Source organism: Pseudomonas sp. EA_5y_Pfl2_R50, assembly GCF_963970475.1.
In the GTDB taxonomy this organism is placed as follows: Bacteria; Pseudomonadota; Gammaproteobacteria; order Pseudomonadales; family Pseudomonadaceae; genus Aquipseudomonas.
This window is the reverse complement of sequence record NZ_CAXAPT010000004.1, coordinates 388034-408783: the sequence shown is the minus strand read 5'-3', so window position 1 is coordinate 408783 and position 20750 is coordinate 388034. Positions and strand designations below refer to the sequence as shown.

General features: G+C 57.3%; 15 protein-coding genes and 2 pseudogenes. 13 read left to right on the top strand and 4 right to left on the bottom strand.

What is annotated here, in order from left to right; genetic code table 11:
• From tssI to AACY19_RS09800, 4 genes and pseudogenes are all read left to right on the top strand, one after another.
• Positions 1–1532: type VI secretion system tip protein TssI/VgrG (gene tssI, locus AACY19_RS09815; RefSeq protein ID WP_339450043.1), on the top strand; the 1532-nt coding region annotated here is incomplete at its 5' end.
• Positions 1529–2074, top strand: a pseudogene (locus AACY19_RS09810) (DUF4123 domain-containing protein); the annotation flags it as partial. The gene tssI and the pseudogene AACY19_RS09810, both read left to right, overlap by 4 nt.
• A gap of 245 nt (positions 2075–2319) precedes the next feature.
• Entirely contained in the window at positions 2320–6114 is a 3795-nt protein-coding gene (locus tag AACY19_RS09805) for a hypothetical protein (protein WP_339450041.1), read from the top strand.
• A complete protein-coding gene (locus AACY19_RS09800; RefSeq protein WP_339450040.1) occupies positions 6114–7181 on the top strand; it encodes a hypothetical protein in 1068 nt (355 codons plus the stop codon). Before AACY19_RS09805 ends, AACY19_RS09800 begins: the two co-directional genes overlap by 1 nt.
• Before the next feature lie 148 nt (positions 7182–7329).
• Here AACY19_RS09800 and AACY19_RS09795 read toward each other — a convergent pair whose 3' ends face one another.
• Complete coding sequence (locus AACY19_RS09795; protein WP_339450039.1) at positions 7330–8052, bottom strand: tellurite resistance TerB family protein; 723 nt, start codon at positions 8050–8052, stop codon at positions 7330–7332.
• Positions 8053–8229: 177 nt separating this feature from the next.
• Between AACY19_RS09795 and AACY19_RS09790 the strand changes: the two genes are divergently transcribed.
• The 7 genes from AACY19_RS09790 (at position 8230) to AACY19_RS09760 (ending at position 16591) form a co-directional block, all read left to right on the top strand.
• On the top strand, positions 8230–9144 hold the full coding sequence (locus tag AACY19_RS09790) for a LysR family transcriptional regulator (RefSeq protein WP_339450038.1): 915 nt from the start codon (positions 8230–8232) through the stop codon (positions 9142–9144).
• Between the two features lie 101 nt (positions 9145–9245).
• Positions 9246–10733: a gamma-aminobutyraldehyde dehydrogenase gene (locus AACY19_RS09785; RefSeq protein WP_339450037.1), complete on the top strand. Its 1488-nt coding sequence runs from the start codon at positions 9246–9248 to the stop codon at positions 10731–10733.
• A gap of 112 nt (positions 10734–10845) precedes the next feature.
• Entirely contained in the window at positions 10846–11997 is a 1152-nt protein-coding gene (ydcS, locus tag AACY19_RS09780) for a putative ABC transporter substrate-binding protein YdcS (RefSeq protein ID WP_339450036.1), read from the top strand.
• Positions 11998–12209: 212 nt separating this feature from the next.
• A complete protein-coding gene (locus AACY19_RS09775; protein WP_339450035.1) occupies positions 12210–13247 on the top strand; it encodes an ABC transporter ATP-binding protein in 1038 nt (345 codons plus the stop codon).
• 1 nt (position 13248) lies between these two features.
• The gene (locus tag AACY19_RS09770; RefSeq protein WP_339450034.1) at positions 13249–14184 is read left to right on the top strand and encodes an ABC transporter permease; all 936 of its coding nucleotides are present in this window, start codon (positions 13249–13251) and stop codon (positions 14182–14184) included.
• Positions 14174–14998: an ABC transporter permease gene (locus tag AACY19_RS09765; RefSeq protein ID WP_339450033.1), complete on the top strand. Its 825-nt coding sequence runs from the start codon at positions 14174–14176 to the stop codon at positions 14996–14998. The genes AACY19_RS09770 and AACY19_RS09765 overlap by 11 nt, the downstream gene beginning before the upstream one ends.
• Before the next feature lie 168 nt (positions 14999–15166).
• On the top strand, positions 15167–16591 hold the full coding sequence (locus AACY19_RS09760; protein WP_339450032.1) for a gamma-aminobutyraldehyde dehydrogenase: 1425 nt from the start codon (positions 15167–15169) through the stop codon (positions 16589–16591).
• Positions 16592–16742: 151 nt separating this feature from the next.
• On the opposite strand, the gene AACY19_RS09755 is transcribed toward AACY19_RS09760, so the two are convergent.
• On the bottom strand, positions 16743–17300 hold the full coding sequence (locus AACY19_RS09755) for a hypothetical protein (protein ID WP_339450031.1): 558 nt from the start codon (positions 17298–17300) through the stop codon (positions 16743–16745).
• Positions 17301–17305: 5 nt separating this feature from the next.
• Positions 17306–17824, bottom strand: a complete 519-nt coding sequence (locus tag AACY19_RS09750) for a ComF family protein (RefSeq protein WP_339450030.1) — start codon at positions 17822–17824, stop codon at positions 17306–17308.
• A gap of 280 nt (positions 17825–18104) precedes the next feature.
• On the opposite strand from AACY19_RS09750, the pseudogene AACY19_RS09745 reads away from it, so the two are divergent.
• Positions 18105–18404 (top strand): annotated as a pseudogene (locus tag AACY19_RS09745) (phage antirepressor protein); the annotation flags it as partial.
• Between the two features lie 112 nt (positions 18405–18516).
• Here the strand turns inward: AACY19_RS09745 and AACY19_RS09740 are convergent.
• The gene (locus tag AACY19_RS09740) at positions 18517–18702 is read right to left on the bottom strand and encodes a hypothetical protein (RefSeq protein ID WP_008081608.1); all 186 of its coding nucleotides are present in this window, start codon (positions 18700–18702) and stop codon (positions 18517–18519) included.
• A gap of 403 nt (positions 18703–19105) precedes the next feature.
• Here AACY19_RS09740 and AACY19_RS09735 point away from each other — a divergent pair, with 403 nt between their 5' ends.
• On the top strand, positions 19106–20734 hold the full coding sequence (locus tag AACY19_RS09735) for a glucan biosynthesis protein D (protein WP_339450029.1): 1629 nt from the start codon (positions 19106–19108) through the stop codon (positions 20732–20734).
• Positions 20735–20750 lie beyond the last annotated feature (16 nt).

Here is a 20750-nt window from a genome sequence, read left to right as displayed (position 1 = left end):
AGACGGTGTTCCCGAAACTCAAGCCTGTGGCCTACCAGCAAGACTCCGGCATGGTCGCCAGCGACCCGGTGATCAAGCGTTTCGACCTGCGCCTGGAAACCCGCACCAGCCGCACCACCCGTCGCGACTATGACTTCGAAAAACCGCGCCTGACGCTGGAAAGCGAAAACCGTGGCGACGCCCTGCCCGACCTCGAAGACTACGACTACCCGGGTCGATTCATCGACCGCGAGCGCGGCAAACACCTGGCCAAACGCGCCCTCGAACGCCACCGCAGCGACTTCCAGCTCGCCGAAGGCAAGAGCGATCAGCCGCTGCTGGTCAGCGGCCATTTCCTCGCCCTCACCGCGCACCCGAAAGCCAAATGGAACGACCTCTGGCTGCTCACCGAAGTCCACCACGAAGGCAAACAGCCGCAAGTGCTCGAAGAGTCGGTGACCAGTGACACCACCGCACTCAAAGACGATTTCCACCAGGGCTATCGCAACCGCTTTCAAGCGACCCCTTGGGACGTGCCGAACCGCCCGCCCCTGCGCCACCCGAAACCGCGCATCCTCGGCAGCCAGAGCGCCGTGGTCACCGGCCCCAAAGGCGAAGAGATCCACTGCGACCAGTACGGCCGCGTCAAAGTCCAGTTCCACTGGGACCGCGAAGGCCAGGCCGACGACGAAACCAGCTGCTGGCTGCGCGTCTCCAGCGCCTGGGCCGGCGCCCAGTACGGCGGCATCGCCATCCCGCGCATCGGCATGGAAGTGCTGGTCACCTTTCTTGAAGGCGATCCCGATCAGCCACTGATCAGCGGCTGCCTGTATCACAAGGAAAACACCGTCCCCTACGAACTGCCGGCGAACAAGACCCGCAGCACCTTCAAGACCCTGAGTTCGATGGGCGGTGGCGGTTACAACGAACTGCGCATCGAAGACAAAAAAGGTCAGGAACAGATCTACCTGCACGCCCAGCGCGACTGGGACGAAAACATCGAGCACGACCAGAAAATCCGCGTCGGCAACGAACGCCACGACACCGTCGAAAAAAACAGCTACAGCGAGTTCAAGGCCGAAGAACACCACACCGTCTACGCCGACCGCAAAGTCGAAGCCCGCGCCAACGACCACCTGACCGTGGGCGTGAACCAGCACATCAAGATCGGCACCGGTCAGTTCATTGATGCCGGCCAGGAAATCCACCTGAGCAGCGGTATGAAAGTCGTGCTCGAAGCCGGCGCCGAACTGACCCTCATCGGCGGCGGCAGCTTCATCAAGATCGACGCCGGCGGCGTGACGATGAGTGGGCCGGTGATCAACATGAATTCCGGGGGGAGTCCGGGGAGTGGCACGGGGGCGGCGCCGTTGTTGCCGGGGTTGTTGAAGCAGGCAGATGCGGATAAGCCTGGCATGCTACTGCAGCAACGCCTGCGTGAAAATGTACCCATCGTGGAGCTTTGCCAAAAACCTAAGGGCGGAACGCCAATGCAGTGTCCCCTGACGGATTGCCCCTGCAGAAAGGCCTTGTTGGCAGGAACAGAGGCATGACAATTTCAGTATTGCTGGAGCGCTCGGACGATTTACTGGAAAAGCTGTACCAGCGTGTGCCTGACCCCAATCCGAAACTTCTGTTCGACTCGACTGAGCTGCAAGCGTATTCGAAGCAAAGCCCGATCTGGCTCCCTCCCTCCTCCAGCTCAATCATTCTGGAGTCAATGCATCAGGCGCCCACTGAATGGCCAGGGCTGATCATTGAAAGTCACGCCACTGAGGATGTGCTGCTGGGGCATCTGCGACACATTTTATTCGTGCATTTCGAAAACGAACGTAGAGGTGTGCTTCGCTATTCAAGTCCAACGACAGCCAGCTACTTTTTTACGATAAACGACGAAAACACTTCCAGTCTCTGGATGGGACCAATTTCCCGTCTGAGATGGTTTGGTGGTACTTGGTTCGATCTGGCGCATAACAAGCTTCGCTGGTTCAACACGCAGGCAGAGTACGCCCAACACTGGACTAAACCAGATGAACGAAAAACCTTTCATCTGAGTTCACTGCATGAGCGGGCGCTGCACCGGCAACAGAAGGAACATTTCCTCTATCTGTGGTGGCAACGCCAGAGCGATCTATCACTGACCGATGCCTCCAGTTTTCTGGACGAGGGTATGCAATACGGTTTCGTGGAACCCGACGACTTGAACAATTACCTGTCATTGCGCGCAAGTTATCCAAACGACAGGCTGCCCGTCATTTCCCTCGATGGCAGCGCCGAGGAGCGCCTTGCGCGTATACGCCAGCATTTGACCAGTCATCTCAAGGACAAGGAGCTCAGGACATGAGCAAACCCGTTGGAAGCCTGAGTTCCGGCCCAGCTTGCGAAGCCGCAAAAGTAATCGTTCAGGTCATCGGCAAGGATCACCCTTCCGATCAGAGAGTTGTGCTGTGCAATGCTGCCAATCAGGTTCAGAAACCTCAGCTTGAGCCTGTGGATAAAGAAATCTGCAGCAGTGTCCTCAACGTCTGGGACTGTTCCGGACAACCCAAGCGACAACTTTGGCTGGAAATCGCTTCAACACAGGGCAGCCCCATCCGGGTGCCTTTGCTTGCAGATGTTCGTTCAACACCGCGTCAAGAGGACGAACAATGGAATCAACTTGTACCGATTCTTCCTTTCGTCCCGCTTCCCGGATCGAAAATTTCTTATGACTACGGCACACCTGTGCTCGCCCGGCCAGGCTTCGTCTATATATTTTACGAAGGCAAATTGTGGCGCGAACTGGAAATTGGCATTGTGGACGGGGTGACGACTTTTCACGACGTGGATGTCGCCCACTTTCGTCAGGGCAAGACTTTCAGAGCCGGGGCACGCAAAAGGACTGGAGTGGCACTGGAGGATATCTGGATCCCTGCCTCCTGGAACAATAAGCCGGTCTCAGTCCAGCTGTGTTTTTCCGAAATACAACTGCCCGCAATTCGATTGCAGCGTCTGGAGGAAGACAGCCAGCTGCGCAGCCAGCGCTGTAAAAGCTTTCGGACCCTGACGTGCTCGAACAAAGAATTCAAAAATCGATACGCAGGCAAACCTGATGGCAAGGCGATGCTTGAAGCCTATTCCTCCTTCAACATACGCGATTACGCCAATCAAACCAGATGGAGCAAGGCAAACGTCACGAGACTTGAACTTGAAAGCGGTTGCTTCCCAGTTAGCGTGATCGCACCTCAGCGGCCTCGCGAGCCAGGTTTCGAATGGCTGTTTGATCAACCGGCTTGTTACCTCTGTGATCTCACTGGACAATTTCCAGTGACGGCAAAACAAAATGCGGACATGTTTCTCCAGGCATGTACCAAAGGCACCTCGGAAAGAAACGACCCGGTGCTGCGCACAGAACTTCTGGAGTTGGATGCCCTTACCCACTCACTAACCACATCCGTACCTGCCGCAAAAATATCCGACACCCAGGATGAACCCGCTGCCCCTTGGCAGGCCCGCGATAGTGCTGTGGATGTACTGACCAAAGCACGGCAGAGGCAACTCTGCGGTGTGCTACTTGAAGATCCACGCTACCGGCTCCGACATTTGAAAAGTCGTGTGGAAACCCACCATGACCTATTGAGACTCTTTGCTCATCGGGCAGCACAGCAAGCCAACCACGCGAGTGCCCTGGTCATACAGCAATTGGTCGTGCCACATAGCCTGCAAGGCAACACCAATCCCCTCCATGCAAGCTTGGAAAACATTGGCGAAAAAGGAAAACAGAGCATCAATCGCTGCACGGCCGTTCTGGAGCGCGCAATGGTCTGGCAACACATGACCAGCGCGCAAAAGTTGCTCGTCGAAAGCCTGGAAAAGGACATCACGCAGCAAACACTCGCCGATCACTTGAGTACAGACGGCTTCGATTATTTATCGGCCATGATCGTCATCTGTCAGACAGTTGCCGCCGTTGCAGCTCCTCCCTCACGCATTGATCCATTAGCGCCAAGCGGTGATCTCGTCGATGCAACAACCGGCGTCAGCCTTTACAGTTCTAAAGCCACGTTCGGCCAGGAATGGCTCCGTAAATTGGCGTCTACTCCCGAATTGCCCCTGCATCGGATGTTCTGGCCCAAGTCCGATATGGAGCAAGTCTGCAAACCCTATGAAGTACCCGCTGAAACCGCGAAAAATAAAGGTGACGGAAATTTCCGTGGCAGCGAGCTTGCGGCACTTGAGAATACGGCATCGCCCGCGCCTGATCCGAAAGACACACTAGATGCGAGTATTGTGGAAAACATTCTGGCGGGAGCAAGTTTCAAAAGTTTTATGATTACCAGCAGCAAAAATGTCAACGGCGCGCTGCTAAGCATTTATGACACGCTGCAAGGTGCCGTGAATACCGCGTTTGCCGCCACCGAGCCACTAAGCGCCGATCTGGATCAGGCGAGGTCCGCCGCCGACGCAGCTCGAGCCGAGCAAGCCAGATCAAATGATCGGCTGGAGCGCACGCGCGCCCGGTTGGGTGCACGCTCGCGTCCAGTCAGCATGAAACTACACGCGCAAGGTGTACAACAACTTCGCAGCATGCTGCCGAATACTTTCGGCGCTGCCTATTTCATGCGCCGCGCTCAGGTTACACAGAACTATTATCTCTTCGGCCTGGAAGACCTTCCTTCCCGACAGTCTGTACCCAGAACGTTTTATGGGGAGTTTCTGGACAAACAGGGAAACCTGCTCGGTAGTACTGATCGCGCCCGCATGACCGGAACAGGTGTAGAAACTGCAGAACACCTTGTGTTGGTGATTCCACGTAATCACAGTACGGCGCAACTGGTCGGGAATATGAACAGACAGCTTGCCGCTGCACAGCAATCGGCAGCGGCGAGCAATGCTGCAAACAGCCAAGTGACTCAAGCCAACACTGCACTCGCCAATGCGATAGAGCAACACAGTGCCAGACACAATGCATTGGCCTTTCGGATACTCAACACCCACTCCTTTGCAATGAGTGTGTTGATGATCGAAATGTGGAACGTGTGCGTGGAGATACAAAGTAAAGAACAGAATATCCGCGAAAAAGGAAGTATCAGAACCGTAGGTGGTGTGGCAGGCGCTTACATCGACCTGATCATCGCGATGGAGGCTTTGACGGTAAAACTGGCTGGAAGCCAATCTGCCCTAGCGGCTGCACGGAAGCCCCTCTTCACGCTTTCAGATGAAACAGCCAAAAAGCTGTTTGGCAAGGTAGTCGCTGATCGAATCACAAGAGCCGTCACCGCACGCTTGATTGCTCAATCGGTTTCCGGAACGTTGTTTGCCGGGCTAAGCCTTTATGATGCCTGGTATGCCTGGCAGTGGAATGACAATGCCATGTATGGTTATTTGCTGATGACAGGGGGCGCAATGGCAGGTGTTGCTGCCGGTTTGGTCAGTGCAACCCCCGTACTGGGACTGACGCCTTTGGGGTGGCTGGCGCTTTTGTTGATTGGCGCAGGAGCAGGTGTGGTCATCTTGTCGAGTAACACGCCGTTGGCGGATTGGCTGTCGAATGGGCCGTTCGGCTCCGGTCGAAGTGGGGCCACGCGACATCTTCAGGATCCCGAGGAAGCGTTTTACCGCCTGATTGGCCTACTAGCAGGTGTCAGCATCGACGTCAGAAGCAACCCGCTTTTTGACGCCAGCGCAAAGCTGGATAATCAAAACCCCACACCCTATGACGTACGCACTTCAAATACGGTAATTCGTATCGAAAGCAGACTGCCCGGCCTTTTGGGCAGCGTGGGTAGCATTGGCATTCATGCGGAGTGCCGGATGAGAAAAAAAGAAATTTCATACGCCAGGTTTATGCCAATGACTACGCAAACCAGCATTTTGAATGAAATCCCGCCTATTAAAGCGCAACGTCCCTTCCCGGACTTTCTGGAGCTATATCTGGACACTCCGGAATCAACGGGGTCTGCACTGAAAAAGGCTGTCGGGTACGATCTGGCCGTTCGAGCACAATTCGTTCTTAAAACGCCCTCGGAAACACGCTATTTCCCAGCCCCGGGAATAAAAGACTCGACACGCTATGGTCCGAAATATGCGAAAGCCGACTTCGTCAAGACCAACCGACCCTTCTGGGCTGATGAACAGACTAATAAGGCTAACTAATGCCCACGCTCATGGATCCCTCAACCTATTACTCGAAGGAAGCCTACGACTCGCGTCGAATACCAGACCAAGCGGCCGCATCAACCCGCAGTACTCTGCATAAGTTGATCGGTACTCGGCTTCCGTGGGGAAATGCGCAAGAAGTAATTCCGGGCAGTTTATTCCAAGACCCGACTCCCGAGACCATGCGGTTTTGGGAAAAATGGGAAATGGAAAAAAATGAAATGAAAGCAAGCGGGACTTACATGCCACGTCCGCTTGAAGATGTGGAACTTCACATCAAGCATAACCATGAAGTGTTTCGCCATGCGCAACTGCCTTTTCGCTCGCAATTCTGGTTATTTCTGAGGGGCGCGGGGAAGTGGACAACCATAATCTTGATACCCATTCTGATACTGGCTCACATGACAGTTATGTCCGCGTCGGATCAGTCAGCCTGGGGTTTCACAATCCATCTATTTATAAATTTTTATTCTTGGGCATTAGGTTTACCGCTCATTTGCTGGGCGACAGGACACATTGTCATCACCCGTTTCCCGACAATCTGGTTCCGCCCTCCACCTGGTCCGAAGTGGGAATTCAACCGGCGCACCGGCATGGTCAGAATTTTCAATGAAAGGAACACTGTCGATAAAAGCGAAGCCGTCGAATTTGAAGCTCCGTTCACTGAATTTGATGCTTACATCATCACCAGTCCAGATCGGCAGGGCTTAGCCATGAACGGTTTATCGCTCGCCCATCGTTATAGCGGTGCCGGGATTAACTTCAACGATCTGATCACCCCCGACAACACGACTCAGCAACCGTGCGCGCTATGGGACTTTCTGCAGAACTACATGGACATCAGCCGGCCACTACCGGACATAACGATGTTAGAAGCTTCTCGTCACCTTGATCCTGTCTCAATTGCACACGACAAAAAAAATGGTCGTAAGCCTCGTTACTGGATAGACATGGCCGACAACGAATTTAAAGAAAAAGTCGCAGATTTGCTGGTACGGATTGATGCCATCGACACATTTAGTCGATCCAATCTGATGGCAAATCATGTGAAATATACGGATTGACTTCAGTGGAGTCTCAAGACCCCGGCAATTGATCGAAACTGCCATTGCCCCAAAGCCTCGACTTTTGTTCAGCTAGTCGAGGCAGGGGGGCAATGAAAATACCCGGCAAGCGATCTCCTGACTTCGCTGGGGATGGCAAGCGCTTCGATCACACCACCACTGCCCTCACCTGCTTCTCCAACTCAACCTTCAACCCCGGCTCCAGCTTCAACTGTCGCGCCAGTTCATCCAGATAGCTCTTCTCCATAAAGTTTTCCTCATCCACCAACATCACGCTGGCGATATACATCTCCGCCGCCATCTCAGGCGTACTCGCGGCGCGGGCGACGTCGGTCGGGTCGAGGGGTTTGTTGAGTTCGGCGTGCAGCCAGTGCTGCAGTTCCTGGTCGTTGTCGAGCTTGGTGAACTCGCCTTCGATCAGTTGGCGTTCGCGGTCATCGATGTGGCCGTCAGCTTTGGCAGCGGCGACCAGAGCTTTGAGAATGGCCTGGCTATGTTGCTCGGCTTGCGCCGGTGGCAAGCGGTCGAGGGTTTGCGGTTCGCGTTGTGGGGCGCTGCCTTTCTGGGCGTTGTAATTGCCGTAGGCTTTGTAGGCCAACACGCCGAGTGCTGCGAGCCCGCCATAGATCGCGACTTTGCCGCCAACCTTGCGCACTTTCTTGTTGCCGAGCAGCAAGCCCATCGCGCCCGCAGCCAGTGCACCGCCGCCAGCGCCTGACAACAGGCTACCGAGGCCGCCTGAGCCGGAAGCGCCGCCGAGCAGACCGCCCAGGCCACCAGCAGCCGGTTTGTTCTGCGTTCCGCCAGCCTTGTTCTGCAACAGATCCTGACCGGATTTGAGCAATTGATCGAGCAATCCACGGGTGTTCATGTTCCGCCTCCAAAACAGGGGTTATCCGGATCTATAAGGCCTCCAGCCTAGTTCGAAAGTGCCCGTGACCGGCCTGCGAGTGTGCTTCCAGATGTTGCTCAGTACGCGCAGGGCCTTCGTGAAAATAGATATACACTCAGGCCAATCGATAAAAACCGCCCACTGGTTACCCCTCTCATGATGACCCTGCGTCAGATTCGTCACTTCATCGCCGTGGCCGAGACCGGCTCGATTTCCGCCGCCGCGCAAACCGCGTTTATTTCCCAATCGACGCTGACTCTGGCGATCCAGCAACTGGAAGAGGAAATCGGCGTCAGCCTGTTCAGCCGTCACGCCAAGGGCATGACCCTTACGCATCAAGGTCATCAATTCCTACGCCAGGCGCACCTGATTCTCGCGACCGTGGACAACGCCAAGCGCAGCTTGCAGCAAAGCACCGATCAGGTTGCCGGGCAGTTGATCGTCGGCGTGACCAGTCTGGTCGCCGGTTATTACCTCGCGGATCTGCTCACTCGATTTCAACGCGCCTATCCCAACGTCGAAATTCGCGTAATGGAAGACGAACGCCCCTACATCGAGCATTTGTTGGTCAGCGGAGAGATCGATGTCGGCGTTTTGATCCTCTCCAACCTGGAAGATCGCCACGCGTTGCAGACTGAAGTGCTGACACACTCGCCGCATCGGCTGTGGCTTCCAGCCCAGCATCCTTTGCTGGAACACGACAGCATCAACCTCGCCGATGTCGCCCGTGAGCCGCTGATTCAGCTGAACGTGGATGAAATGGATCGCAACGCTCAACGCCTGTGGCGGGGCGCGGGGCTGCAACCCAGAATCACACTGAGAACCGCGTCCACCGAGGCTGTGCGAAGTCTGGTCGCCGCCGGTCTGGGCGTGTCGATCCAGCCGGACATGACTTACCGCCCATGGTCGTTGGAAGGCGACATCATCGAGGCACGGCCCATCGCCGACCTCAACCAGACCCTCGACGTCGGCCTGGCCTGGCGTCGTGGCACCGCACGTCCGGCGCTGGTCGATCCATTTCTCACTGTGGCCCGCGAGCAACCCCATGGCGGACGCAAGCCATCTATTTAATCGAACGCAGCCTTCAGTATTTAGAATTTGTCGACCTCGGAGCCGCGCACTAGTCTTGCTGCATCTATAAGACGGTCGGCTCCCGGTTCAAGGGAGCATCAATGGCCACACAAGAAAAGAGATCGCGGAAAATGGCTGGCGCGCAGACCCCGATGTGTACCGCGTTGTTGATCGACGGCGAACTGGTCGCCGGGGAAGGGTTTGTCGAGCCGATTATCAATCCGGCCACCGGCGAAATCCTCACCCACATCGCCGAAGCCAGCACCGAGCAGGTTGAAGCCGCCATCCTCGCCGCCCATCGCGCCTTCGCCGAGTGGTCGCGCACCACGCCGCAGCAACGTTCCAACCTGCTGCTGGACATTGCCAGCGCCGTCGAAAAAAACGCCGACCACCTCGCCCGTCTCGAATCGCTGAACTGCGGCAAGCCGTTGCACCTGGCGCGTCAGGACGATTTGACGGCGACCGTCGATGTATTCCGCTTCTTCGCCGGCGCCGTGCGCTGCCAGACGGGTCAGCTCAGCGGCGAATACCTGCCGGGCTACACCAGCATGGTGCGCCGCGATCCGATTGGCGTGGTCGCATCGATTGCGCCGTGGAATTACCCGATCATGATGGCCGCGTGGAAAATCGCCCCGGCCCTCGCCGCCGGCAACACGCTGGTGTTCAAACCGTCCGAACACACGCCGCTGTCGATCCTCGCCCTGGCGCCGATGCTGGCTGAAATCCTGCCGCGCGGGGTGCTCAACATCATCTGCGGTGGCGGCGAAGGCGTCGGCAGCCATTTGGTTGGCCACGCGAAAGTGCGCATGGTCTCGCTGACCGGCGATATCGTCACCGGGCAGAAAATCCTCCAGGCCGCTGCTAAAACCCTGAAACGCACGCACCTGGAACTCGGCGGCAAAGCGCCGGTGATCGTCTGCAACGACGCCGACATCCAAGCCGTAGTCGAAGGCGTGCGCACCTACGGCTACTACAACGCCGGTCAGGATTGCACCGCCGCCTGCCGCATCTACGCGCAGGCCGGAATTCACGACCAATTGGTCGCCGAACTCGGTGCCGCCGTCAGCACCCTGCGCTTCGCCGGCAAGCGTGACGCCGACAACGAGATCGGCCCGCTGATCAGCACCCGCCAGCGTGACCGCGTCGCCAGTTTCGTCGAGCGTGCCCTCGGCCAGCCACACATCGAACGCGTGACCGGTGCTGCGGTGCATTCCGGCGCCGGTTTCTACTATCAGCCGACGCTGCTCGCCGGTTGCAAACAAAGCGATGAAATCGTTCAACGCGAAGTGTTCGGCCCGGTAGTCACCGTGACTCGCTTCGATGAACTCGCGCAGGCCGTCGACTGGGCCAACGATTCCGAGTACGGCCTCGCCTCGTCGGTGTGGACGCAAAATCTGGACAAAGCGATGCAGGTCGCCGCGCGTCTGCAATACGGCTGCACGTGGATCAACAGCCATTTCATGCTGGTCAGCGAAATGCCCCACGGTGGCCTGAAACGTTCGGGCTACGGCAAAGACTTATCCAGTGATTCGCTGCAGGACTACAGCGTGGTGAGGCACATCATGGCCCGGCATAGCCGGGAGCTTTAAGCGGCGAGCGACAAGCCGCAAGTTAAAAGCAAATCCGCTGTGCCTTGCAGCTTGGGGCTTGCAGCTTGCGACTACTCTTAACAAAAACCTGAAAACCGAAGAGGTGTGTCTCATGTTCGTGCACAAGACCGCACTGCTCAGTGCAATCACCACGGCCCTGCTGGCCAGCGCAAGCCTTTCAGCCGCCGAGCCACTGAAGGCTGTTGGCGCTGGCGAAGGTCAGCTGGATATCGTTGCGTGGCCGGGTTACATCGAACGTGGCGAGAGCGACAAGGCTTACGATTGGGTGACCGGTTTCGAGCAGGAAACCGGCTGCAAGGTCAACGTCAAGACCGCCGCTACCTCTGACGAAATGGTCAGCCTGATGGCCAAGGGCGGTTACGACCTGGTCACCGCGTCGGGCGATGCCTCGCTGCGGCTGATCGTCGGCAAGCGTGTGCAACCGATCAACACCGCGCTGATCGCGAACTGGAACACCCTCGATCCGCGCCTGAAAGATGCGCCGTGGTACGTGGTCAACAAACAGACTTACGGCACCCCGTACCAGTGGGGCCCGAACGTCTTGATGTACAACACCAACGTGTTCAAGACCGCGCCGACCAGTTGGAACGTGGTGTTCACCGCTCAGGACCTGCCCGACGGCAAGCCGAACAAGGGCCGTGTGCAGGCCTATGACGGGCCGATCTACATTGCCGATGCGGCGCTGTATCTGAAGTCGACCAAACCGGAATTGGGCATCAAAGACCCGTACCAGCTGACCGAAGATCAGTACAAAGCCGTGCTCGATCTGCTGCGCGCGCAGCAGCCGTTGATCCACCGCTACTGGCACGACACCACGGTGCAGATGAGCGACTTCAAAAACGAAGGTGTGGTCGCGTCCAGCGCCTGGCCGTATCAGGTCAACGGCCTGATGAACGAGAAGCAGCCGATTGCTTCGACCATTCCGAAAGAAGGCGCTACGGGCTGGGCTGACACCACCATGTTGCACGCCGAGGCCAAGCATCCGAACTGCGCGTACAAGTGGATGGACTGGTCGCTGAAACCGAAAGTCCAGGGCGATGTGGCGGCGTGGTTCGGTTCGTTGCCGGCAGTTCCGGCGGCGTGCAAGGAGAGCGAATTGCTCGGTGCTGAAGGTTGCAAAACCAACGGTTTCGACCAGTTCGACAAGATCGCCTTCTGGAAAACGCCGCAGGCTGAGGGCGGCAAATTTGTGCCGTATAGCCGCTGGACGCAGGACTACATTGCGATCATGGGCGGTCGCTAGTCTTTGAGTTGACTCCGCTCTCCCTGTGGGAGCGGGCTTGCTCGCGAAAGCGCCAGGTCAGTCAGCATCAAAGTCGAATGAAAAACCGCGTTCGCGAGCAAGCCCGCCCCCACATTTGATCGCCATCACGGGTAGATCGCATTCGTTTCAGATTTTTCAGAAGTCCAGGCAGGGCCGCTGCGACGGCTTTCGCCTTTTTGGAGCATCGCACCATGACGCTTGCAGTCCAGTTCACCAACGTTTCCCGGCAGTTCGGCGAGGTGAAGGCCGTTGACCGGGTTTCCATCGATATCCAGGACGGCGAGTTCTTTTCCATGCTCGGCCCTTCCGGGTCGGGTAAAACTACATGCCTGCGCCTGATCGCCGGGTTCGAACAACCGAGCACCGGTTCGATCCGCATCCACGGCGCAGAAGCAGCCGGTTTGCCGCCGTATCAACGCGACGTCAACACGGTGTTTCAGGATTACGCGCTGTTCCCGCACATGAACGTTCTCGACAACGTCGCTTACGGTCTGAAGGTCAAAGGCGTCGGCAAAACCGAGCGGCACAGCCGCGCCGAAGAAGCCTTGGACATGGTCGCCCTCGGCGGCTACGGCGCACGCAAACCGGTGCAGTTGTCCGGCGGTCAGCGCCAGCGCGTCGCCCTCGCCCGCGCCTTGGTCAATCGACCACGCGTGCTGTTACTCGATGAGCCGTTGGGCGCGCTCGACCTGAAGCTTCGCGAGCAAATGCAAAGCGAACTGAAGAGGCTGCAACGCCAGCTCGGCATCACCTTTATTTTCGTCACCCACGATCAAACCGAAGCGCTGTCGATGTCTGATCGCGTCGCGGTGTTCAACAAGGGTCGCATCGAACAGGTCGACACTCCGCGCAATCTGTACATGAAACCGACCACCACATTTGTCGCTGAATTCGTCGGCACCTCGAACGTGATTCGTGGCGATCTGGCCCGGGAAATCAGTGGTGATCCGCAGCCGTTTTCGATCCGCCCCGAACATGTGCGGTTTGCCGAAGGCCCACTCGCCAGTCACGAGATCGAAGTCAGCGGCTTGCTCCACGACATCCAGTATCAGGGCAGTGCCACGCGCTATGAATTGAAGCTGGAAAACGGCCAGACCCTGAGCATCAGCCACGCCAACAATCAGTGGATCGACAGCAGCGCGCAACACCACACCGGTCAGCGTCTGAGCGCACGTTGGGCGCGGGAAGCGATGGTTCCGTTGCACGACACCTTGGCCAGCGGGGTGTGACATGAGCACGCTCGCAATGACGCCATTGCCGCCCTTGCGCAGGTTTTCCAATCTGCTCTACCGCAAGCCAAACCTGTATCTGTCGATGCTGCTGGTGCCGCCGCTGCTGTGGTTTGGCGCGATCTATCTAGGCTCGCTGCTGGTGCTGTTGTGGCAGGGTTTCTACACCTTCGACGACTTCACCATGGCGGTCACCCCTGACCTGACCCTGGCGAATTTCGCCGCGCTTTTTCGGCCGTCGAACTTCGACATCATCCTGCGCACGCTGAGCATGGCCATCGTCGTATCGATTGCCAGCGCCATCGTCGCGTTCCCGATTGCCTACTACATGGCGCGCTACACCACCGGCAAGACCAAGGCGTTTTTCTACATCGCGGTGATGATGCCGATGTGGGCCAGTTACATCGTCAAGGCGTATGCGTGGACATTGCTGCTGGCCAAGGGCGGCGTGGCGCAGTGGTTCGTGCAACATATGGGGCTGGAGCCGGTATTGCAGTTCATTCTGGGGATTCCCGGCGTCGGTGGAAGCACTTTGTCGACCTCGCATCTGGGGCGGTTCATGGTGTTCGTTTATATCTGGCTGCCGTTCATGATCCTGCCGATTCAGGCGTCGCTGGAGCGTCTGCCGCCGTCGCTGTTGCAGGCATCCGCCGACCTTGGCGCCAAGCCGCGTCAAACGTTTATGCAGGTGATTTTGCCGTTGTCGATTCCGGGCATTGCGGCGGGTTCGATCTTCACGTTCTCGCTGACCCTGGGCGACTTCATCGTGCCGCAACTGGTCGGCCCGCCAGGCTACTTCGTCGGCAGCATGGTGTACGCGCAGCAAGGGGCGATTGGCAACATGCCGATGGCGGCAGCGTTTACGTTGGTGCCGATTGTGTTGATCGCGGTTTACCTGTCCATCGTCAAACGACTGGGGGCCTTCGATGCACTCTGACTCTTCATCACAAGGGCATGCCTCCAAAGGCCTGAAAATCGCGGCCTGGGGCGGATTGGTGTTTCTGCACTTCCCGATCCTGATCATCTTCCTTTACGCCTTCAACACCGAGGAAGCCGCGTTCAGCTTTCCACCGAAGGGCTTCACGTTGCACTGGTTCAGCGTGGCGTTTTCACGGCCTGACGTTCTGGAGGCGATCAAGCTTTCATTGCAGATTGCTGCCATTGCCACGCTGATTGCGATGGTGCTCGGAACGCTGGCCTCGGCGGCGTTGTACCGCCGGGATTTCTTCGGCAAACAGGGTATTTCGCTGATGCTGATCCTGCCGATTGCATTGCCGGGGATCATCACCGGGATCGCCTTGCTGGCGACGTTCAAAACGCTGGGAATCGAACCGGGGATGTTCACCATCATCGTCGGTCACGCGACCTTCTGCGTGGTGATCGTCTACAACAACGTCATCGCCCGCCTGCGCCGCACTTCACACAGTCTGATCGAGGCTTCGATGGACCTCGGCGCCGATGGCTGGCAGACCTTTCGCTACATCATCCTGCCGAACCTCGGCTCGGCGTTGCTGGCCGGTGGCATGCTGGCCTTTGCGCTGTCGTTCGACGAAATCATCGTCACCACGTTCACCGCCGGGCATGAGCGCACGTTGCCGTTGTGGCTGCTCAATCAACTGAGCCGACCACGGGATGTGCCGGTGACCAACGTCGTCGCGATGCTGGTGATGATGGTGACCATGCTGCCTATCCTTGGCGCGTATTACCTGACGCGCGGGGGCGAGAGCGTGGCCGGCAGCGGCGGCAAATAAATATCCAACAGACACCAAAAGTCCCCCTGTGGGAGCGGGCTCGCTCGCGAAGAGGCCATTACATTCAACATTGATGTCGGCTGACACACCGCCTTCGCGAGCAAGCCCGCTCCCACAGTTTTAAATCGGTTTCGGCAGAAAAATAATAGATTCGAAGAGGACAAACCCATGCAAACCAAACTCTTGATCAACGGCCAACTGGTCAACGGCGAAGGCCCGGCGCAAACGGTGCTCAATCCTTCGCTCGGCGAAGTGCTGGTAGAAATCAACGAAGCCACTGAAGCCCAGGTCGATGCCGCCGTGCGCGCAGCCGACAACGCCTTCGCCGACTGGTCGCAAACCGCGCCGAAAGATCGCTCGCTGCTGCTGCTCAAACTCGCCGACGCCATCGAAGCCCACGGCGAAGAGTTGGCCAGACTCGAATCCGACAACTGCGGCAAACCTTACAGCGCTGCACTCAACGACGAGATTCCGGCGATTGCCGACGTGTTCCGTTTCTTCGCCGGTGCCAGCCGTTGCATGGGCGGCTCGGCGGCTGGCGAATACCTGCCCGGCCACACCTCGATGATCCGCCGCGACCCGGTCGGCGTGATCGCCTCCATCGCACCGTGGAACTACCCGCTGATGATGGTCGCCTGGAAAATCGCTCCGGCGCTGGCCGCCGGTAATACCGTGGTGCTCAAGCCGTCGGAACAAACCCCGCTGACGGCGTTGCGTCTGGCCGAACTGGCGTCGGAAATCTTCCCGGCTGGCGTACTCAATCTGGTGTTTGGTCGCGGTCCTACCGTAGGCAGTCCGTTGGTTACTCATCCGAAAGTGCGCATGGTTTCGCTGACCGGTTCGATTGCCACCGGCGCCAACATCATTTCCAGCACCGCCGACAGCGTCAAACGCATGCACATGGAACTGGGCGGCAAGGCGCCGGTGATCATTTTCGACGACGCCGATATCGATGCGGCGGTTGACGGTATTCGTACCTTCGGTTTCTACAACGCCGGCCAGGATTGCACCGCCGCATGCCGGATTTATGCGCAAGAAGGCATCTACGACACGTTCGTGGAAAAACTCGGCGCAGCGGTCAAGAGCATTAAACACGGCTTGCAGGATGATCCGTCGACCGAGTTGGGGCCGTTGATCACTGCGCAACATCGCGACCGCGTCGCCGGGTTTGTCGAGCGTGCAGTGGCGCAGCCGCATATCCGTTTGATCACGGGCGGCAAGGCTGTTGAAGGCAACGGATTCTTCTTCGAACCGACCGTGTTGGCCGATGCGCAACAGGACGACGAAATCGTTCGACGCGAAGTGTTTGGGCCGGTGGTTTCGGTGACGAAATTCACCGATGAAGCGCAGGCACTGGAATGGGCCAACGATTCGGACTACGGCCTCGCGTCTTCTGTATGGACAGCGGATGTCGGACGCGCGCATCGCATTTCGGCACGTTTGCAGTACGGCTGCACGTGGGTCAACACGCACTTCATGCTCGTCAGCGAAATGCCCCATGGCGGTCAGAAATTGTCCGGTTACGGCAAGGACATGTCCATGTATGGGCTAGAGGACTACACCACGGTTCGGCATGTGATGTTCAAGCACTAAAAGGCAAAGGCTTCGCGAGCAGGCTCGCTCCCACAGGGAACCGCATTCCAAACCGTGGGAGCGGGCTTGCTCGCGAAGGCGTCACCCCGGCATCAGTAAGAACCCGGCTGGGGAACAAGGTGCCGGGGTTCAGGAAAGCCGAGAAAAACCATCAAAAAGAAAGCTCTGCCTGATCGTGTTTCAGCAAGGAAATACGATCGAACAGTTTGATTTTTTCATTGGCTTTTTGCTTGGCATGATCTGACATGAAAGTAATCAACTCTTCGAGCTGACTGACGTCTCCGACTACTTTGAATTCCTTTTTCTTGTTGACGAAAACAAGCGACTTCTTCTTTCTCGACAACAGTTCAATGACGTTACTGAGCGTACCGGTGCTCTTTGCATCCCAGATCATCAAGCCGTAGTCGGCTGCTTCGGCCATGACGACGTCTTTCTCGGTGAAGAAGGCTCTCGACCCTTTGGAGTGCTTGGAGTCGACTGTTCTGGCGGGCCAATGCCCAAGGTTGTTCCTTGGTGTCGAACCGCTGCAGAACACCGTGGTTCTGGATCGTTCGAGACTCAGCAGGTACTCCTGAATGGAGGTATCGGCGCCCCCTGCATCCCCAACCACCACCTCAAAATCTGACGCTACGATATTATTGATGCGCTCTTTAACCTTCGGATCAAGGTTCTTGATGTTGATAGAGCCGGCAATAAATACAGTCGTCATTGAGTTCACTTCCAAGTTAGCGCTGCGACGTAAATTTTCCCTACCTTCGGATATTTACGCAAAACAGCGCAGGCCGCGTCCATGGACGCCCCACTATCAAACAAATCATCTACAACCAAAACATTCCAGCGCCCATTTGTGGTGATTTCATCATTGACGCTGAAACTGTCTCCAATCGCAGCAACCTTGTCTGCTTTCGAATGCAAATCCTTGAGAGACTTCCCCGTGACTGCTTTTCGAAGCAAATCCGAGAAAACCGGCAGCCCGATAATTTGTCCCAACGCCTGGGCAATCTCGGTTACCGGTTGTCGCTGACGAATATTCGAAGCAGGCATAGGCACCACAAAACCAACCTGATCCAATTTCGGGAATACATTTGTTGCTACCGCTTGGGCAAGTGGACCGACCTGAGTCCAATCCTTCTGGTATTTGAGCTGGTAGGTCGCCTCGCCTATCTCAGTGCGCTGGTTATCGAAGCACGGATGCCCGCGATCATCGTTGCCAAGAAAGGTACTACTTACCATGTGTTTGTCCAAAAACGCTGGTTAGGGGCCGGTTCGCTGGCCCCCATGCAAAAACAGGCATTTCCTACAGATACGACCTTCAGAGATAAGTCCTCTTTCCTACAGAAGGTATCGATAGAGCCAACTTGGCGTCGTAGGTGGCTAGCCGATAGGCTTTCTCTCGGCGGCGAAATCAGCGACCCGATGTCGGAGCCGGAGTAAATATCAAAACGGCGTGACTGCACGCAATTGAGTGGCGGCTCTATTCTCAATATTGGAGTCGAAAAAGTGCCTGACCACGCTGAACGAACGCCTTACTCTGAAACTCGATCCCGACCAGCGTCGCCATGTCCTCCTGCGTCGGGACAGCGAAATCATCGATTGCGCGATGGTCAGCGAGTCCGGCCTGTTTGCCCTGCTCGCCCATCACTTCGTCCCGGAAAACCGTCACCTGCGCCAATGGCTGAGCCATGAAGTCATCCCGATGCTGCGTGAAACCCATTCAAGCCCAATGGAAAGCCACCCGAGCCTGAGTTCGATGCATTGGGCGGGCGTCACTGTGCCGCGGCTGCACTGGCAACAGCAGGCGAGGGTCAAGTAGCGGGATGTACCGGAGTTGATGCACGGCCAGCGGCCGTATCCCGTACTGGGAACGTGAAGCTGATTCCATAAAAAAGGGGCGGACTTCTCAGTCCGCCCCTTTTTATCTTCTCTTAAAACCGCGAAACACTGCGCATCGCATCCACCAGATACCGCATCGCAATCCGGTCACTCTCCGAAAGCTCACGATAACGCTCCACCAGCTTCAGCTCCTCCGAGCTCAGCCGACGCCTTCTGCGGCCGCTGCCGAGGCACGGAAAGATGCCCAACATGTCGGTGATGCCTTGTATTTTTGCCATGGACGATGTCCTTCTCTAATACCGCAAAGAATTGCTTAAACACCACATCGCCCTGCCCCTTACAGCAGCGCCTTGTGCCCTGCCGGCCAAATGAGTCGCGCCGGACATGCCCATAGAATAGAAATTTAATCGGCGCTGAAAAGCGGTTTTTAGAGTAATTAGTCGAGAAAAGCAGATATGCCATGAAAATCAGAAGTTCCTGTCAGATTTTTAACCGACATGTCTTGTTTCATTGACACCCTGTCGCAATGAATCAACGAATTTTGCATTGTCCGCGAACGGTTTAAGCTAGCGGGCATCTGTTTATAGTCCGTTGCGTTTGGCCGAGGGCTTGTCCGAACCGTTATTTCTGATCCAGCACGTGCCAGGAACGGCGCGGGATTGCACACGACAGGTTGTATTTATGCACCGCAGGAATTTGCTCAAAGCGTCCATGGCCATTGCGGCTTACACCGGTCTTTCGGCCACCGGGCTGCTGGCCACCCGAGCGTGGGCTGCCAGTGGCGGCGCCGCTGATGGCGAGGCACAGGCCTTCGATTTCGAAGCGCTGAAACGCCAGGCCAAGCAACTTGCCGGCAATGCCTATCAGGACACCAAACAGGTGCTGCCGCCGACGCTGGCGACAATGACGCCGCAAAATTTCAACGCGATCCGCTATGACGGCGAGCACTCGTTGTGGAAGGAGAACAAGGGTCAGCTCGACGTGCAGTTCTTCCACGTCGGCATGGGCTTCCGCCAGCCGGTGCGCATGTACAGCGTCGACCCGAAGACCCATACCGCCCGCGAAGTGCACTTCCGCCCGACGCTGTTCAATTACGAGAACACGTCGGTCGATACCCAGCAGCTCAAGGGCGACCTCGGTTTTGCCGGTTTCAAGCTGTTCAAGGCGCCGGAACTGGATCGCCATGATGTGGTGTCGTTCCTCGGCGCCAGCTATTTCCGCGCCGTCGACGCGACTGGCCAATACGGCCTCTCCGCGCGGGGCCTGGCGATCGACACCTACGCCAAGAAACGCGAAGAATTCCCTGACTTCACCAAATTCTGGTTCGAGACGCCGGATCAGAACGCCACGCGCTTTGTGGTCTACGCCCTGCTCGACTCGCCGAGCGCCACCGGCGCCTATCGCTTCGACATCGATTGCCAGGCGGAGCGCGTGGTAATGGAAATCGACGCGCACATCAACGCGCGCACGGCTATCGAACAACTGGGCATATCGCCAATGACCAGCATGTTCAGTTGCGGCACCCACGAACGCCGCATGTGCGACACCATTCACCCGCAAATTCACGACTCGGATCGCCTGGCCATGTGGCGCGGCAACGGGGAATGGATTTGCCGTCCGTTGAACAATCCGGCGACTCTGCAATTCAACGCCTTCGCCGACAAGGACCCGAAAGGTTTCGGCCTGGTGCAGACCGACCACGAGTTCGCCAACTATCAGGACACCGTCGACTGGTACAGCAAGCGCCCGAGCCTGTGGGTCGAACCCACCACCGCGTGGGGCGAAGGCTCCATCGATCTGCTGGAAATTCCGACTACCGGCGAAACCCTCGATAACATCGTGGCATTCTGGACACCGAAAAAGCCGGTGGCTGCCGGGGATTCGCTGAACTATGGCTACAAACTCTACTGGAGCGCATTGCCGCCGGTGGGGACGCCGTTGGCGCGGGTGCATGCGACCCGTTCGGGCATGGGCGGCTTCACTGAAGGCTGGGCACCCGGCGAGCATTACCCGCCGGTATGGGCGCGCCGGTTTGCCGTCGACTTCACCGGGGGCGGACTGGATCGTCTGCCGCAGGGCACCGGCATCGAGCCCGTGGTGACGTGCTCGAACGGCAAGGTGCAGGACTTCAGCGTGCTGGTGCTGGATGACATCAAGGGTTACCGGATTCTGTTCGACTGGTACCCGACCAATGACAGCGTTGAGCCGGTGGAACTGCGCTTGTTCATTCGCACCAATGACCGCACGTTGAGCGAGACCTGGTTGTACCAGTACTTCCCGCCGGCACCGGACAAGCGCAAATATCCTTGATGATTTGAGGAGCCCG